We start from the raw sequence: 17,357 nt of genomic DNA on the forward strand, positions 1-17,357 counted from the left end.
GCATCAGGCCAGCGGCAGCGCCACGGGCTTCCCTTCCAGGCCGGAGAGATCGGCGGCGTAGCAAAGCTCGTGGGACTTGAACGCGTCCGCGATATTCGCGTGCGACTCCACATCCCGCTGGATGCAGTCGATCAGGTGCGACGCCAGGTTCGAAAACGGGTGGTGCGTCACGTCCCCGCTGTCCGGCAGGATCGTCGGCACGCTCGCCCACGACGTCTGCCCGGGATACTTCGTCTTGGAGAAGATCTGGTTGTTCTTGATCGTGCCGTGCGTGCCGATCAGGTTGATGTTGAAGACATACGGCTGCACGCACTCAATGCAGGAGGTCACCTTGCCGATGCGCCCGTCCTGAAAGCGCAGGATCGTGCATGTGGTCGGGGAATACTCGTACTCCGTGAAGTTCGGGCCGCCGCCCGCCGTCGCGTATTGCGTCACTTCCGCCACTTCGCCGCCCATGAAATACCGCAGCGCGTCCATCGCGTGGCAGCCGGCGGACAGCAGCGAGCTCGCGCCGATTTCCTTCTTTACGTTCCACGCGTACTGCTTGTACCAGGGGCCGATGCCGTGGAAGTAGTCCACCTCGCCCATGTACACCCGACCGATCGCGTCGTCCGCGATCTGCTTCTTGATAATGTCGAAAAGCGGATTCCAGCGGAGCACGAAGCTCACCGCCGACTTCACGCCGGCCTTCGACACCGCGTCCCGTATCGCGCGCGCATCCTCCACCGTTACCGCCATCGCCTTCTCCAGCAGAATGTGCTTGCCCGCGCTGGCGGACGCCACCGCCTGCTCCTTGTGCACATTCGGGGGCGTGCAGATCGACACAATGTCGATGCCGTCCTGTTTGAGCGCCGCGTCCAGATCCGTATACGTGGGGCAGGTCAGGCCGAGGCCCTCGGCGAAGGCCTTTGTCCGGCCCGCGTCCCGCCCGCACACCGCGCGCACTTCCGCCCGCGAATCGGCCTGAAACGCCTTCACGTGTTCACCGGCCACCCATCCCGTGCCTACTATCACCACCCCGAGCTTGCTCATGACGTTCTCCTTCGGTTCCGCTTCTGGTTAACGTGGTACCGGGGAGTGTAGCATCCGGCGGCGCCCCTTGGCATCCCGGACCCGGGCCCTGCGCGCGCGCAAACGAAACGCCGCCCGCACAGCCTTTTCCGGAGGCGGGCTGTTCGGTCTCATCCGGTTCGCGCGTCGTTGCAATCCGTGTTATCGGTGTAATCCGTGGTCAAGAAAGGAGATCACCACGACGGGCACGAAGAAGATACAGAGAAGAGCTTTAACCGCAGAGAACGCAGAGAGCGCATAGGGTGTTATCGTGCGCGGACGGACTGGGGCGGTTGAATGGGGGCATGTTTTATAACCGCGAATGCATCGGGAGCAGCGGCGGGCCGCGGTCAGAATTTGTGACCACGGATTGCACGGATGACACGGATAGAAGATCGTTCCGGTGGTTGAGGCCTGCCGGCGGCTGCGTGCGAATTTCGACGCAGCCTGTTCGGATTGTTCAGCATCGGAATGGTAGCGGAGTTGATCGGGCGGCGGGTTGTTCGGTCTTGTCCGGTTCGCGCGTTGCCGCAATTCGTGTCATTGGTGTAATCCTTGGTCAAGAAAAAGAGATCATCACGAAGGGCACGAAGGACACGAGGAAAAACAGAGAAGAGCTTTAACCGCAGAGAACGCAGAGAGCGCATAGGGTGTTATTGTGCGCGGACGGACTGTGGCGGTTGAACGGGGGCGTGTCTTTAACCACGAATGGACACCAATGCACACAAATGCAGCGGGATCCCCGGTGCGAGAGGATCCCGCTGCACCTACCCTCCCCAACACCGAACCGAACGGTCCGGCTTGCGCCGGCAACCCCTAGACGAGTTCCATGTTATGAAGGATTACATACGCGCCATAGAGCACGCAGAGAAAGGAGAACCAGAAGACCGGAATCGGACGCGCGCTTCGCCCGCAGTGGAAGCAGAATTTCGCGCTGACCCGTATGGACTCTCCGCAGGAGCGACATTTCGTGTAACAGACTTGCATAGCCACATCCTCCGTGATCGTTGTTGATCGTGAAGCCACGCCAACCATTATGCAACGTGCGTGCCAACTCGAGTCGCATGGGGTAAGTCTGAATAAACTACTGATATTGAACAGCTTACAAATAACCGCCGCCGGGCCGAGCCCGTCGCAATATCGTCATATTCTTGTCATAGTGACAGCCCGCCGCCGATCCGCCGTTGACGCTTCCGCAGTCGCCCCCTATAATACGCGCCGTTGCGCAACCCTGGAACCGCCTGGTGACTTCCCCCGAAAAAATCCCCGTAATCATCGCGGTCGGCGATTTCGCCAGCGGTGTTACGTCGTGGGCGCTTCGGCTTCGCGAGGCCTTTGAAGCCCACCCGCGCTACCGAATCCTGCTGATGAACTGCACGGACACGCGCAACCGGATCGCGGACTTCGATCTCCACGCGGCCAGCGCCCGCCGCGCGCGGGAGCTCCTGGCGGCCTTCGATACCGCCATTGTCGTCCCCAACTTCGTCTGGGATCTCATACCGATCTGTGTGGAGATCAACGCAACTGGCAAGCAACTTCGGTGCATCGGGTACTGCCGCGCGGATTCCGAGCCGGAGTACTACGCGCCGCTCCGCTGGTACGCCCCCGCCTTCGCGCAATTCGCCACGGTCAGCCCCGCTTGCACGCGCGCGCTGGCCGAACGCCTCGATCGCGATCCGGCTTCGATCCACACCCTGCCCGCCGGGGTGCATGTTCCCGAAATGCTGGACCGCGCCTGGCAAACCGCGCCCATCCGCCTCGCGTACGGCGGCCGCATCGTGCAGGAGCAGAAGCGCGTGATGGACTTCGTTCCGCTTGTCGCCGCCCTCGAGGCGCGCGGCGTGGATTTCCGCTTCGATATCGCCGGCGTGGGACCGCAACGGGATGAACTGGAGCGGAGCATCGCGGGAGTCGATACCGCCGGACGCGTCCGCTTCCACCCGCGCCGCAAGCCGCCGGAGATGCCCGCGTTCTGGGCCGATCATGATGTATTCGTGCAGGTGTCGGACTTCGAGGGTACGAGCAACAGCATGCTCGAGTCCATGGCCGCTGGCGTCGTGCCGGTCCTGACCAGAACCGCCAGCGGCGTGGACGGCATCGTCGCGCACGGCGAGAACGGCTTCCTGGCGCCCCCCGGGGACATGGATGCCCTGGCGGACGCCATTGCCCAACTCGCCTCGGACCCCGCTCGCCTCGCGCGTATGGGGGCGGCGGCGCATGCGGCGGTGCGGCCCTGCGCCATGCCACGGCACGTGGAACTGTTCGCCGCCATGCTCAACGCGGCCCTGGAGGCGCCCCCGGCGGCGTGGCCCGAGGGCCGCCCCCTGGCCCCGCCCGAGCCGTTCCACGGCGTCCGGCTCGCCCCGGACCACGCCGTACCCGGCAAACGCCGCATCGCCATACTCTTCCCCTCGCCGCTACGTGGGGGCGCGGAAGACTACGCGCTGGCCGTCGCGGCGGGCGCCGTTCGCGCGGGCCATGATGTCCACGCCGCCTGCTCGAAGCGCACCGCCCTGCGAGATTTGACGCGGGACTTTTTTCGCGCCGGGGTCTTTCACCACACGCTGGAAATCTGCGATGTCGGCCCGAAATCGGGGCAGGCCCTCTTCTACAAACGCTTCACGCGCACCATCCGTCTGCTCCGGCGCCTGAAACCGGACGCCGCGCTCTACATGCTCTGTGGCATGCAGTATGGCTTCCTCAGCCTGCTCGCGTGCGCCGTCGCAAAAACCCCGACCCTCGTGGTCTTCCAGCTCGTGCGCGACGACATCCGCATCCCGCCACGCCGCCGCGCCATCTACCGCTGGATGCGCGCCCGGGGCCAGCGATACGTCGCTGTGTCCGCCGAAAACCGGGACCGGCTCGCCCGCGCCTTTGGAATGCCGCCGGACGAGATTCTCGTTATCCCGAATGGCGTTCGGATAGACCGCTTCGCCTTCGACGATGAGCAACGGGCCGGAGCCCGCGCGCGCGTTCGGGAAGCACTCAACCTCCCCCCCGACGCCGTGCTCTGCCTGACCGTCGGACGCCTCAGCCACCAGAAGGGCCACGATATCCTTGTCCCGGCCATCCCACACGTTGTGGCGCGCTTCCCCGGGGTTCATTTTCTCTGGGCGGGCGACGGGCCCCGGGAGAAAAAACTGCGCGCCCTGCTGGTTACCTATGGCGCGTCCCCGCACGTCACCCTGCTCGGGCGGCGGGACGATATGCCGGAGCTCCTGAACGCCTGCGACCTCCTCGTGCACCCCGCGCGCTTTGAAGGCCAGCCCTTCTCCGTGCTTGAAGCGATGGCGGCCGGCCTGCCCGTGGTCAGCGCCGCCGCCAGCGGCATTCCGGAGATCATCGCCCACGAGGTCCACGGGCTGCTCTGCCGGCCCGACGATATTGGCGCACTGCGCGACGCGATCCTCGACGCGCTGGCGGATCCCGAAGCGATGGCGCGCCGCGCCGACGCCGCCCGGGAACGCGTCGCGGAATTCAGCGAGGACGCCATGATCGCCCAGACCCTGCGCGCGCTGGACGCGCTGGCGGATGGCCCATGACCGCCCCACCCGTCGACACCCGGCCTATTGTGCTCTGGATCCATCCCGGCGGCCTGGTCCCCATATCGGGCGGGGGCGCCGCGCGAACGTGGGCGCTCATCGCGCACCTCCGCGCGGGCGGCTTCGCGGTGCACCTCGTCACCGGCGATCACGGCGAGCACAACGCGGGGCTGGAGGCGCTGGTGGACCGCCTGTGGATCCCCGGGGGCGCCGCCCCCCCTTCGGGTCGCCCGGCTACGAAGGCCGCTCTTGAACGCACGCTGAAAGGCCTCTGGCGCCGGCTGGACCCCGACCTCCGCGCCTACCGCCGCCTCGCCGCCCGTTCCAACCGGCCTTCCGCTTCCCTGAACGCCCTCGTGCGCAACCGCCGCCCCGCCCTGGAGGCCTTCGCGGGCGAAATCGCCTACCGCATCCATCCAACCGCCGCCATCGCCAGCTACGTGTGGCTCGCCCCCGCGCTCGACCGCATGCCGCCGGGAACGCTGCGCCTTCTCGACACCATCGATATTCAGCATGTGCGCGAGGAAACGGCGCGCGCCGCCGGGGGAAGCCTGCCGCACGCCCGTTGCGCGCGGGACGACGAAACTCGGGAGTTTGGCCGCGCGGATGTGCTGATTGCGATACAGGCGGAGGAGGCGGCCCAGATACGGGCGATGCGCCCCGATCGGGAGGTGCTGGTCGCCGGGCACGCGCTGAAACCGCTCCCATACAAGCCCTCGCCGGCCGGATCCCGCGAGCTGCTCTATGTCGGCAACCGCTACGACCCCAACGTCATCGGCCTGCGCACCCTGTTGCGCGACGTCTGGCCCGCCGTGCGCGCGGCCTGTCCCGACGCGGCGCTGACGGTGTGCGGGCGCGTCGCGGAAACCGTCCGCCGCGCGCCGGAGGGCGTGTCGCTCGTCGGCCATACGCCCGACCTGAACCCGTATTACGCCCGGGCCGCCGCCGTCTTGAATCCGGTTCCCTACGGCACCGGCCTGAAGATCAAGACGGTGGAGGCGATGGCCCATGGACGTTGCGTGATCTGCACGAAAGCGGGCGCGGGCGGCCTCGGGGATCCAACGGAACTCCCCATCATCGTCGCCGATCCCGCGGCGGATATGGCTGCGGCGATCTTGGGCATCCTGCGCGACACGGCGCGCCGGCATGATCTCGAACAGCGCGCCGCCGCCTGCGCGCGGGAGCGATTCCACCCCGACGCGGCCTACGGCGCCCTGGTCGCGCGACTTGAGACGCACGTGGGCGGCGCGGATCAATCGAAGAGGCCGTCGTAGCCGCGGCGTTCGAACACATCCAGCGCGGTGTGGGCGCTCGCGTTGAACACCCGGCGCCCATCCGCCTCGAAGGCCGCGCGCGCCGCCGCGTAGGCGGCTTCCTGCCGCGCGACATCCGGCACGCCGATCTGATCCCCGACCTGGTAATACTGGTTGCTGAAATGCAGCCCCCGGATCAGCTCGACGTTCTCTTCCGTGATCGTGATCTTCCCCGGCGGAAAGCGCTTCGGCAGTTCGCCGTAGTCGTGGTCCAGCCCGATGAGATACACCGGGTCGCAGCCCAGGTGATACGCGAGTTGCAGCATGATGTAGGTCACCGTGCTGCCGAGATGCACAATGGCCGCGAAATCACGGGAAAACTGGGGATAGAGATCTTCCCAGTAGTACAATTGCCCGCGCATCCGCGGCGCATTGAAGAAGAGGGTCCGCCGATCGGGCTTGAACGCGTAGGCGTTGTAGATCGCCGCCAGCTTCACCGGCCCGGAAACCCGGCCGACGTCGTGACGCCGTAGCTCCAGTTGCTCGATATCCTCAAAGACCAGGTAGGACGTGTGAAAGCCCCACTCCGGAAAAGCCTGGTAAATCCCGTTGCAGCCGATCGTGACCTCGCGCCGCAGCTTCGCCAGGTCCAGCGCCTGGAGGCTCGGCCCATTCGCGATGATGAAACACCGGCGGCCGCGCTGCTTGTTGCGCATGAGCGCCAGCCGCTGCTGGCTGCCGGGGATGTGGGTGAAGCGCGGCATACCCCACGGGCCCAGCTTGAGCCCCACCCGATCAAAGTAGCCGCGCCGCGCGCGCAGCAGCCGCCAGTACGCCAGGGGCAGCGCATATTTCGGGAACTTCGGCGTCCAGGCGATCATCCGGCGAACTGTCCCGCCGCCGTCCCGGCCCGCCGCCCCGGCTGTCCCTGCGCGCTCATACGATCAGGCGTCTCCCGGGCCTCAGCCCGCCGGTAGCTCCAGCGGTGTGGCGGACACCAGTATGCCGTCCTCGTCCGCGTAGATATAGTGTCCGGGGTGAAAGGTCACTCCCGCAAAACGCACCGGAACATTGTGCCGCCCCAGCCCCCGCTTCTCCGTCTTGCAGGGATGCGTGCCCAGCGCCTTCACCCCCAGATCCATCGCGGCGATATCGGCCGAATCGCGGATGCAACCGTTGATCAGCACGCCCGCCCAGCCATTCTTCACCGCGCTCGCGGCGATCATATCCCCGAGCATCGCCCGGCGCATCGATGCGCCGCCGTCCACCACAAGCACCTTGCCTTCGCCCGGCTCCGCCAGGCATTCCTTGACCTTGCTGTTGTCCTCGAAGGCCTTCACGGTCTCGATCACGCCGCAAAACCGCGAGCGGCCGCCGAAATCGCGAAAGGGCTGCTCCGCAATATCCACCTGCTCCGGAAACTGGTCGCACAAATCAGCCGTCTTGAATGCCATGAACGCTTCTCCCTGCATGGTTGCCGGTGGGAGTGTAGCAAGCCGGCGCGCGGCCGCTCAATGCGGACGGCGGGACAATCGTATATCAACCGTCCTTACGCCGGCAGCCGTCCAGCACTGGCATTCACATCAATCAATCAACACGCGCCAACGTGGCTTGGGCTTCCAGCCTGAGGCAACATGAGTGGTGTATTCGAGCGACCGATTGAAGCCTTGAATGCAGCTTCGGAATCCCAGGACGAATCAAGCATTTCGTTATTCGTTTAGAATCCAGAGAGACATTCCGGGCCTTTCCGTGAATTTCGTGGTCGGTATACTTTTTCTTGACCACGGATTACACCGATGACACGGATTGCAGCGACGCGCGAACCGGATGACGCCGGCCAGCCCGCCGCCCGATCAACCCCGCTACAATGCTGATGAGGAAGAACCCGAGCGGGCCGCCTCGGAAATCGCACGCAGCCGCCGGCAGGTCTCAATCACCGGAACGATCATCTATCCGTGTCATCAGTGTAATCCGTGGTCACAAATCCTGATCGCGGCCAGCGGCTGCTCTAAGAGCTTCGTGGCAATCCCCTCGCCGGTTGCGGCCAGCGGCTGCCCCCCACTCTTTGTGGCGCCCGATCCATCCCGCCGCATGCCACGCCACTTGACATATACCCCCTGGGGGTATATAATCCGATCAGACTAACCCCACGGATATCGCCCATGCACGACCCGGAAACCCAGAAAAAAATCGCACACCGGCTCCGCCGCATTGAGGGCCAGGTCGCCGGCATCCGCCGCATGGTGGAGGACGGCAAGTATTGCGTGGACATCCTCACGCAGATCTCCGCCGCCCAGTCCGCCCTGGCGCAGACCGGCAAGGTCGTGCTGGGCCAGCACATGGCCACGTGCGTCAAGGACACCTTCGAGGATGGCAACGAAGCGGATCGCGATCAGAAGATCGCGGAACTGCTGGATGTCTTCATCCGCTATGCCGGACCCGGCCTGCGCTAGCCCAACCCCTACAGGAAAGCGAGGTACTTGTGAGTAACTGCTGCCACCACGATCACCACGAAGGCGCTGCCGCCACGGACCCGGTCTGCGGCATGACGGTTAAGACCGAGAACGCGCGCCATACCGCCGAGCACGACGGCGCGACCTACTACTTCTGCTGCGATGGCTGCCGCAAGAAGTTCCAGGCGGCGCCGGGCAAATACCTCGACACCGCCCGGCGGGATGCCGATTCGGGGGACGGCGTGAAGGATCCCGTCTGCGGCATGGACGTTGACCCGGAAACCGCGAAACACCGCGCCGATCACGGAGGCGCCACGTATTACTTCTGCAGCGATGGCTGCCGCGTGAAGTTTGAGAAGGATCCGGACCACTACCTGAAGCCCGAAGCGCAAGACGCGCCCCCAGCTGACAAAAACGCGTTCTACACCTGCCCGATGCACCCGGAAGTGGAGCAACGGGGGCCGGGTTCCTGTCCGAAGTGCGGGATGGCGCTGGAACCGGCGGACGGCGGCGATGGCGCGGAGGACACGTCGGAACTGGATGATATGACACGGCGTTTCTGGATCAGCCTGGCGCTGACCGTGCCGATCTTCTGCATCGCCATGGGCGACATGCTCCCGCCGCTCCAACACGCCCTTTCCCACCCGGCGTGGAAGTGGGTGCAGCTGGCGCTCGCGACGCCTGTGGTGCTCTATGGCGGCGCCGTATTCTTCCAGCGCGGCTGGCAGTCCCTCGTCAACCGCCACCTCAACATGTTCACCCTGATTGCGCTCGGCACCGGCGTCGCCTACGCCTACAGCATCGTCGCCACGATCGTCCCCGGCCTGTTCCCCGAGGGTTTCCGCGGCCACAACGGCCAGGTCGCGCTGTATTTCGAATCCGCCGCCGTAATCATCACGCTCGTGCTGGTCGGGCAGGTGCTCGAACTCCGCGCGCGCCGCAAGACCGCCGGGGCCATCCGCGCATTGCTGGAACTCGCCCCCAAGACCGCACGCCGCATTCGCGAGGACGGCGCAGAAGAGGACGTTCCGATTGACGAGCTCCAGGAGGGCGATCGGCTCCGGGTCCGGCCGGGTGAGAGGGTGCCGGTGGACGGCGCGATCGAGGAGGGCGAAAGCAGCGTCGACGAGTCCATGATCACCGGCGAGCCGATGGCTGTGAAGAAAGGGGCGGGCGATGCCGTCACCGGCGGCACGGTCAACCAGAACGGTTCCTTCGTTATGCGCGCGGAGCGCGTGGGCGCGGACACGACGCTCTCGCAAATTGTGGACATGGTCCGCCAGGCCCAGCGGAGCCGCGCGCCCATCCAGAGAGTGGCCGACACCGTTGCGGGCTATTTCGTGCCCGCCGTGGTGCTCGTATCGATACTTTCCTTCATCGCCTGGATGATCTGGGGCCCCGAACCCGCCATCGCCTACGCCCTCGTCAACGCCATTGCCGTACTCATCATCGCCTGCCCCTGCGCGCTGGGGCTCGCCACGCCCATCTCCATCATGGTGGGCACGGGGCGTGGCGCCCAGGCCGGCGTGCTCCTGCGTGACGCCGAAGCGCTGGAGGCCATGGAGCGCGTGGATGTGCTCGTGGTGGACAAGACCGGCACCCTGACCGAGGGCAAGCCGCGCGTCGTCACGGTGGAAGCCGAGGACGGCTTTTCCGAGGAGGATGTGCTGCGCATCGCGGGTTCACTGGAGCGCGGCAGCGAACACCCGCTCGCCGCGGCCATCCTCGCGGCGGCGAAAGATCGCGGCGCCGCCCTCGCCGACCCGAAGGGCTTCGACGCGGTGACCGGCAAGGGCGTCACCGGCGCCGTGGACGGAAAACGCGTCCTGCTTGGCAACGCCAGCCTGCTGGAGGACAGCGGCGTGGACACGGGCCATCTTTCGGAGCGGGCCGAGGCGCGCCGCGAGAAGGCCGAGACCGTGGTGCTGCTCGCGGTGGACGGCCAGCCCGCGGGCCTTATCGGCATCGCGGACCCGATCAAGGAAAGCACGCCGGACGCCCTGAAAACCCTCCACGAGGCCGGTCTCCGCATCGTCATGCTCACCGGCGACAGCCAGACCACCGCCGAGGCCGTCGCGCGCGAACTGGGCATCGACGAAGTACACGCGGGCGTGATGCCGGATCAGAAACTGGAGCACGTGAAAGCGCTCCAGGAGGAAGGCTTCCGCGTCGCCATGGCCGGCGACGGCACGAACGACGCCCCCGCGCTGGCGCAGGCCCACGTGGGCATCGCTATGGGATCCGGCACGGATGTCGCCCTCGAAAGCGCGGGCATCACCCTCGTCAAGGGCGACCTCGCCGGGATCGCGCGCGCGCGCCACCTCAGCCGCGCCACCATGCGCAACATCCGCCAGAATCTGTTCTTCGCCTTCGCCTACAATGCTCTCGGCGTCCCCATCGCCGCCGGCGCGCTCTACCCCGTCTTCGGACTGCAGCTCAGCCCCATGATCGCCGCCGCCGCCATGAGCTTCAGCTCGGTGTCGGTGGTGGGCAATGCGCTGCGCCTGCGGCGGGTGGACTTGTAATGGTGCGGGGGTATTGTGTGACGCGTCGGGTTGCCCGTTAGGGGATAAAACGCTGCCCTGACTGTTGGCGCTCAACTGAAGGCCCGCACCCACAAGTCGCGACCGCCTTTGGCGGTGGATCAAGAGAGAATACGCAGCGATAAGGACCGACCGCTCCCCTCACCCACAAGCTGATGGCCGCTTGAAGCGGCCCGCTTGAGGGTGGCACCCGTGGGTCCTTTCCAATTCCTCCCGCCGATTCGGGGTGGCGGCACCGCATTCGCGGCCGGGCGTTTTTTTCGGCGAGAGGCAGTCCCCGTCACCGCCCGCGGTCGGCCACGCTCCGGCCTGAGTCTTTGTACGTATCCAGCAGCGCCGCGAGGCGCGCCACGATCTCGGGGTGCGCCTCGTACAGGTTGGTTGTTTCCGCCGGATCGTTTTCCAGGTCGTAGAGCTGGCCCTCGGGCCCGTCGTGGCCGCCTTCGGTCCAGCCGCCGCTGCCGCGCCCGTCGATATACTTCCATTGGCCCTGGCGAATCGCGAACATGCCGTGAATCGAGTGGTGCACGGTCGCCTCGCGGATCGGGGCCGTCCGCGCTTCCCCGCGCAGGGCCGGCAGGACGTTGTAGCTGTCGCGCGCGGCGCCCTCCGGCAGTTGCGCGCCGGTTATTGCGGCCACGGTCGCCATCAGATCCATGTGACCGATGACTTCGTCCGATACCGCGCCAGCGGGGATCTGGCCTGGCCACTGCGCGATGAAGGGAACCCGGTGGCCACCCTCCCAGATGTCGGCCTTCATGCCGCGGTAGATGTGGCTCGGGTTGTGGCCGTAGGCCAGCACGGTGCCGGGCTTGTTGGCCATGTTCTCGCCGTCGTTCTGCGCCGACCCGTTGTCGCTGGTGAAGATGACGAGCGTGTTGTCCAGCTGGCCGGCCGACTCCAGCGCGGCCAGCACCGCGCCGACAAATGCGTCCGTCTGGTGCACGAAATCCCCGTAGCGGTGCGCGCCGCTCGTCCCGATGAATTCGGGCGCGGGCGCCACCGGGTTGTGCGGCGAGGTCAACGGAAGATACAGGAAGAATGGCGCATCCGCGCGCCGGTTGAACGGCGCTTCGCCGGGTGCGGCCTGGATGAAGGCCACCGCCTTCTCCAGCAGGGCCGGCAGGACCTCGGTCAGGTCCCAGCCTTCCACCATTGGCCCCGGCGATCCAAACATGGCCTCGGGCTTGGGCCGGTCGGGCAGGCCGAGCAGGCGATCGTTCTCGATGAAGGCATAGGGCGGAAAGTTGGGCACATCGTCGCCGAAGTAATAGCCGAAGCCGCGCGTAGTCGGGCCATTCGCGATCGGCTTCGTGAAATCGATGGTGTCCCCCAGCGGCCCGCGCACTTTCACGTCCCACTGGCCCAGCGGGACGTGGTCGTTGGGCCGCGAACCGTCCTTCGTCGCCCAATCCCAACCCAGGTGCCACTTGCCGATGCACGCGGTGTCATACCCCGCCGCCGCCAGCATGCCGGGCAGCGTGGGCGTCTCCGGGTCGATGAGGGGCCCGTCCCAGGGCCAGAGCACGCTGCTCTTCAGGCGCGATCGCCAGGCATAGGTCCCCGTGAGCAACGCGTAGCGCGTGGGGGAACAGACCGCGCTCGGCGAATGCGCGTCGGTAAAGCGCATGCCCGCCGCAGCCATCGCATCCAGGTGCGGCGTGGGGATCTTCGAGTCCGGGTTGTAGCAGGCCACGTCGCCATAGCCCAGATCATCCGCGAGGATCACCACGATGTTGGGCATCGCCGAGTGGACGCCCATGCACGAGGCCGCCAGCACTATTGCGACAATGGTCTTCAGTGGTCTCATCGTATGCGCGCTCCTGCTGCTGCGGGGTCCCTGGCCTGTTTTCGATAGTATCATACCGCGCTTTGGGGCGGCGCGCGGGTGAATATGGTCCGCGTCTCGTCGGGAAAAGGGCGGTGCGATAATCAGGATATCAAGGGTAGTTCCACCCCGCCCCAATATTCGTGATGGGCAACGTGCTCACACGCTTGTCCAGCGGGTACGCCCGATCGCCCGGATACACCACCCACAGGTGCTCCAATTCCAGATCGGCCAGGGCGCTACTCATCGATTTGGTCATCCGCGGCGCATCGGCGTATTTCACCTCGATGGCCCAGTTCTTCCCATGCTCCTGCCAGAACAGGTCCACCTCGGCGCCCGCATGCGTTGCCCAGAAGTTCAACTCCACATTCCGCTTGCCGATGGCTCGCGCCGCGACCTCCAGCGCGAAGCCCTCCCAGGAAGCTCCCAACTTATTGTGGGACGCAAGATCGCGATCGCTGCGCACCGACATGAGCGTGTGCAGTAGACCGGTGTCCCTGATGTAGACCTTGGGCCGCTTTACCATGCGCTTACTCAGATTCACATGCCACGGATGGAGCGTGCGAATCATGAACGTGCCCTCCAGAATATCGATATAGCGTCGCACCAGCAGGTCGCTCACACCGAAAGAGCGGGAAAACTCCGCATAGTTGAGCACCTGCCCGTGATAGTGGCAAAGCATGGTCCAGAAGCGCCGAAGCGTGACGGCCGGTACCGTGATGCCGAGCTGGGGAATGTCACGCTCGAGAAAGCTGACGATGTACTGCTCCCGCCACGCATAGCTGTCGAAATCGTCCATCGCGCCATACGACGGCGGCAGCCCGCCCCGATGCCAGAGTGGACGCCAGTTTTCAACGCCGACATCGGTCAGGCGAAATCCACCCAGTTCGTGATAGGCGATTCGACCGGCAAGCGACTCCGACGACTGCCGGATGAGATCGCGCGAGGCGCTGCCCAGGATCAGGTAACGCTGGTCGGGTCGCGTATCAATCAAGTGCCGCAGCAGGGGAAAAAACTCCGGCAACCGCTGAATCTCGTCTATCACAATCAGACCGGACAAATCATCCAGAACGAGCTTCGGCTGCGAGAGCAGTGCAAGATCCGCTGGATTCTCCAGATCGAAGTAGTGGTCCGCCGAAAACTGCCTTGAAAGTGTGGTCTTACCCGACTGGCGCGGTCCGAGGATCGCGGTGGCAGGGAATTGCCGTAGGAGGTCCTTGAGATGCGCTATGTCTGTAGAGCGGGTTATCATGTCCCTATTTTAGCCAAAGTTCATAGAAATTACAAGGCATTACGACGTAATTTCAATGAACGATATAAAATTATTACTTTTGTAAATTATTTTCTTTTTTGGATGCCTGATTTTCATCATCATTGAAATTTCGGAGCAAGACTCCGAGATTTCAATGATAATCTAGCCTCAAGCCCGCACTCCGCAGCCTCCCAACGCATCGGGAAAGAATGCCTGCCAGGTCCCAACTACGGTATCCAGAACACCATAAGCGCCTGAACAACCGCCCCTTTTGTTGCCTCCAATCCGCCCTACTCCGCCCGGCAGGATGAAATACTGCGTATTCAAATTCAGCGAAATCACCTCACCGGGCGCCATCGGGATCGCGCCGGTCTCCGCAATCACGGCGGGTGCGCCGGGGTGGCCGACGCCTAACGTATCGCCGTCCATACGATGTCGTCATGGTCGCGGTTGCCCCCAGCGCCGCCGCCGTCGTCCTGCTGGTTGGGCCCCAGGCTATACAGGACAAATCCCTCTCCCTCGGCGCGATACCGGAGGGGGCCGCCGCCGAACGGATCGGCGAGCATGGCGGCGTCCATCGCAACCGCCACGGCTTCGAGGGCGCCGGGGTAGGCGCCGTGCGTGTGCTTGTGGTTGCGAAGCGCCACCGCGACATAGAAGCAATGGCGGCGCGCGACGATCATGTCGTACCCGCGGGCGATTAGCAGCACCGTCGGGGCTTGACTCCGCGCGCAAGTATAGAGAACGGGCCAGTTCCGGGTCTCCTCCGCCAGCGCATGCAGCGCGGCCTGGCGCGCCGCGCCGGGTTCCTGTTCGAACGCGGAGACGGCCCCTTCAATCAATTCGAGTGTCTTTATGTTGTTGATTGTCCAGAAGATCCGCGGCCGGGGCATCTCCTGCGCGATCATGAATCCGGCTTCCCCCGCCAGGCTGTCGGCAAAGGCCCCCGGACCGGCCGCCCGCTCCAGCAGGGTCCAGTAGCGCTCCCCCAGCGGCAGCGGGACATCCGTGGCATTGAAGACTTCCTCGGCGCTTCTCAACGCGCGCTCCAGTGCGAAGTGCCGGGCCATTTGAAGCATCAGCGTCGGGTCGCCTTCCAGCGTGCAGGCCACGTGCACGCCCGAATCGAGCCAGGCGCAGGCCGCCTCCAAATCACCGGAACGCGCCGCATCGATTGCCCTGGCCGCTACGTTATGCGCCAGCAATAGCACGTCCGAAGAAGCGGGCAAGAGTCCTTCGAGTTCGTAGTTCTCAAGCAACGTCGCCGGTTCAAGCGGACGGGCCTCCTCCACGAGCCGAAAGGCCTCGTCGAGCGCGGCGAACTTCTCGCGTACGCGCCGTTCAACCTCATCCGCCGGCGGCTCGGGGGTATCGCGGGCCCCGCGCCCCGCAAAGGCGGACGGCCCTTGTGTCAACGCGTCGTAGAGGGACCAGTCCCCGAGTTCCTCGTCAACCCCCGCCATCGAGCCCGCCGCCCGGCGGTAGATCCGCCCCGCGTCCTTCGCCGCCGGTGGACGATCCGGCTTAAACTCGTCCAACTCCAGCTTTCCGAAGCGCGCACGAAAGGCCTCTTTCCGCTTCTGGAGCTCCTGGGACGCGATCTGGTCCGCAACAAAGTACGCCGCCGCAATCGCGAGAATGAGCACGGCAAGCGCCCGAAGCGCGCGAACGAGCCAGTGCTTTCGCGGGGCCGGCGCGCCCTGCGAGGGTGGGTTCGGCATGGGATGGGTCCTCCGGATACGGCCTTCGGTAGTGGGAAGCCAGTATACCAGCGTGCTCCTCGGGGCTACACCCGTCGAGGGGGACTGGAGCCCGCGACGGCAATCACCCGGGCCGCGCAAGCGCTGATAATTGCGACGCAGCGCGGGGGCCTGTACCCCAAGATACGCGTCTTTCGACGGGTACAGCCACCCGCGAATCATCGGTTTTGCTAGCGCTTGCGCGGCCCGGGCGAACGTTGTCGCGGGAGGCAGTCCCCGTTGAAGTCCCCCGCCGGGCGCCGTACACTATACCCAACAGGCCCTTACCCCCAAGACCGGAGCGATCGAGCACGTCCATGTCCATTCCGCAGTTCCAAGGCACCGATAAGTACTACCTGGACCCCGAGCTGAAGGGGATCGTCAATATCGCCCTGACCATGGAGAAGCCGCTCCTCCTCACGGGCGAGGCGGGCACGGGCAAGACCCAGCTTGCCATGGAAGTGGCGCGCGCGCTGGGTATGGACACGGAGATCCTCCGCTGCAAATCCACGATCAAGGGCGAGGAGGCCTGCTACACGCAGGACACGGTGCTCCGCCTGAACGACGCGCGCTTTGGTCCCGGCGAATCCGGCCGCCACGTGGAGAGTTTTTACGACTACGTGATCTGGGGTCCCATCGGGCGGGCCTTTCGCGCGGACAAAAAGGTGGTGCTGCTGCTGGACGAGGTGGACAAGACCGAGTCCGATGTGCAGGACAACCTGCTCGACATCCTGGAGGAATGCCAGTTCACCATCCGCGAGGTGAACGACACCATCAAGGCGGCCATCCGCCCCGCGATCTTCATCACCTCCAACGCCAAGCGCGAGCTTTCCGATCCTTTCCTGCGCCGCTGCTACTGCCACCATATCGCATTCCCCTCGCGGGAGGACATGCGCGAAATCGTCAACCTCCACTACCCGCAGACCAGCCCGAAACTCCTGGAGGCCGCCATCAACATCTTCTACGAGCTCCGCGAGCGCGGCTTCGAGAAGCCCCCGGCGACGAGCGAGCTCCTGGACTGGATCGGCGCGCTCGAGGCCACGGGCCAGGTCCCGAATCCCGACATGCCCCCGCTTACCGGCGCCCTGCTCAAGCGCGCGGGCGACATCCTCCGCTACCGCGGCGGCGGCAGCCCCTCGCGCGGATCGCGCTACTGATGTGCGCGATACAAGCCAGCGCCAGTAGATCGATTACCGCGTCATTCCCGCGAAAGCGGGAATCCAGCGGGGTCCAGCGGCTGCCGCGATCGCGTTCCTGGATTCCCATTTTCATGGGAATGACGGGCTTTGTGAAATACGAAAGTCCATGCTGGCTTCCCGCAGCGATACGCCTTAAACCGTGGGCGTCCTTCCCGCGAACGCGGGAATCCAGTGGCTTCCAACGGCTATCGCGATCGCGTTCCTGGATTCCCATTTTCATGGGAATGACGGGCTTTGTGAAATACGAAAGTCCATGCTGGCTTCCCGCAACGATACGCCTTAAACCGTGGGCGTCATTCCCGCGAACGCGGGAATCCAGTGGCTTCCAACGGCTATCGCGATCGCGTTTCTGGATTCCCATTTTCATGGGAATGACGGGCTTTGTGAAATCCGAAGGTCTATGCTGGCTTCCCGCAACGATACGCCTTAAACCGTGGGCGTCATTCCCGCGAACGCGGGAATCCAGTGGCTTCCAACGGCTGCCGCGATCGCGTTTCT

Annotated in this window: 13 protein-coding genes; 5 read left to right on the top strand and 8 right to left on the bottom strand. The window is 65.1% G+C overall.

Annotation, left to right across the window (positions count from 1 at the left end):
* Positions 1 to 3 precede the first annotated feature (3 nt).
* Both KF886_18585 and KF886_18590 read right to left on the bottom strand, forming a co-directional pair.
* Positions 4 to 1,032: a Gfo/Idh/MocA family oxidoreductase gene (locus KF886_18585; GenBank protein ID MBX3179368.1), complete on the bottom strand. Its 1,029-nt coding sequence runs from the start codon at positions 1,030 to 1,032 to the stop codon at positions 4 to 6.
* Between the two features lie 834 nt (positions 1,033 to 1,866).
* Positions 1,867 to 2,037 carry a zinc-ribbon domain-containing protein gene (locus tag KF886_18590; protein ID MBX3179369.1) on the bottom strand — a complete coding sequence of 57 codons (171 nt, stop codon included), beginning with the start codon at positions 2,035 to 2,037 and terminating at the stop codon, positions 1,867 to 1,869.
* Between the two features lie 257 nt (positions 2,038 to 2,294).
* Here KF886_18590 and KF886_18595 point away from each other — a divergent pair, with 257 nt between their 5' ends.
* Positions 2,295 to 4,592, top strand: a complete 2,298-nt coding sequence (locus KF886_18595; protein MBX3179370.1) for a glycosyltransferase family 4 protein — start codon at positions 2,295 to 2,297, stop codon at positions 4,590 to 4,592.
* A complete protein-coding gene (locus KF886_18600; protein ID MBX3179371.1) occupies positions 4,589 to 5,866 on the top strand; it encodes a glycosyltransferase in 1,278 nt (425 codons plus the stop codon). The genes KF886_18595 and KF886_18600 overlap by 4 nt, the downstream gene beginning before the upstream one ends.
* Here the strand turns inward: KF886_18600 and KF886_18605 are convergent.
* Together KF886_18605 and rraA are read right to left on the bottom strand one after the other, a co-directional pair.
* Entirely contained in the window at positions 5,845 to 6,726 is an 882-nt protein-coding gene (locus KF886_18605; protein ID MBX3179372.1) for a DUF115 domain-containing protein, read from the bottom strand. The genes KF886_18600 and KF886_18605 overlap by 22 nt on opposite strands.
* An 81-nt stretch (positions 6,727 to 6,807) precedes the next feature.
* Entirely contained in the window at positions 6,808 to 7,299 is a 492-nt protein-coding gene (gene rraA / locus KF886_18610; protein ID MBX3179373.1) for a ribonuclease E activity regulator RraA, read from the bottom strand.
* Between the two features lie 708 nt (positions 7,300 to 8,007).
* On the opposite strand from rraA, the gene KF886_18615 reads away from it, so the two are divergent.
* Both KF886_18615 and KF886_18620 read left to right on the top strand, forming a co-directional pair.
* On the top strand, positions 8,008 to 8,298 hold the full coding sequence (locus KF886_18615; protein ID MBX3179374.1) for a metal-sensitive transcriptional regulator: 291 nt from the start codon (positions 8,008 to 8,010) through the stop codon (positions 8,296 to 8,298).
* A gap of 92 nt (positions 8,299 to 8,390) precedes the next feature.
* Entirely contained in the window at positions 8,391 to 10,823 is a 2,433-nt protein-coding gene (locus tag KF886_18620) for a heavy metal translocating P-type ATPase (protein ID MBX3179375.1), read from the top strand.
* A gap of 298 nt (positions 10,824 to 11,121) precedes the next feature.
* On the opposite strand, the gene KF886_18625 is transcribed toward KF886_18620, so the two are convergent.
* From KF886_18625 to KF886_18640, 4 genes are all read right to left on the bottom strand, one after another.
* Positions 11,122 to 12,651 carry an arylsulfatase gene (locus KF886_18625; protein MBX3179376.1) on the bottom strand — a complete coding sequence of 510 codons (1,530 nt, stop codon included), beginning with the start codon at positions 12,649 to 12,651 and terminating at the stop codon, positions 11,122 to 11,124.
* Positions 12,652 to 12,781: 130 nt separating this feature from the next.
* Complete coding sequence (locus KF886_18630) at positions 12,782 to 13,921, bottom strand: ATP-binding protein (protein ID MBX3179377.1); 1,140 nt, start codon at positions 13,919 to 13,921, stop codon at positions 12,782 to 12,784.
* A gap of 168 nt (positions 13,922 to 14,089) precedes the next feature.
* On the bottom strand, positions 14,090 to 14,350 hold the full coding sequence (locus KF886_18635; protein MBX3179378.1) for a hypothetical protein: 261 nt from the start codon (positions 14,348 to 14,350) through the stop codon (positions 14,090 to 14,092).
* The gene (locus tag KF886_18640) at positions 14,332 to 15,642 is read right to left on the bottom strand and encodes a hypothetical protein (protein MBX3179379.1); all 1,311 of its coding nucleotides are present in this window, start codon (positions 15,640 to 15,642) and stop codon (positions 14,332 to 14,334) included. Before KF886_18640 ends, KF886_18635 begins: the two co-directional genes overlap by 19 nt.
* Positions 15,643 to 15,977: 335 nt before the next feature.
* Here KF886_18640 and KF886_18645 point away from each other — a divergent pair, with 335 nt between their 5' ends.
* A complete protein-coding gene (locus KF886_18645) occupies positions 15,978 to 16,817 on the top strand; it encodes a MoxR family ATPase (GenBank protein MBX3179380.1) in 840 nt (279 codons plus the stop codon).
* The last annotated feature ends 540 nt before the right edge of the window (positions 16,818 to 17,357 follow it).

It is taken from the genome of Candidatus Hydrogenedentota bacterium, assembly GCA_019637335.1.
Taxonomy (GTDB): domain Bacteria; phylum Hydrogenedentota; class Hydrogenedentia; order Hydrogenedentales; family JAEUWI01; genus JAEUWI01.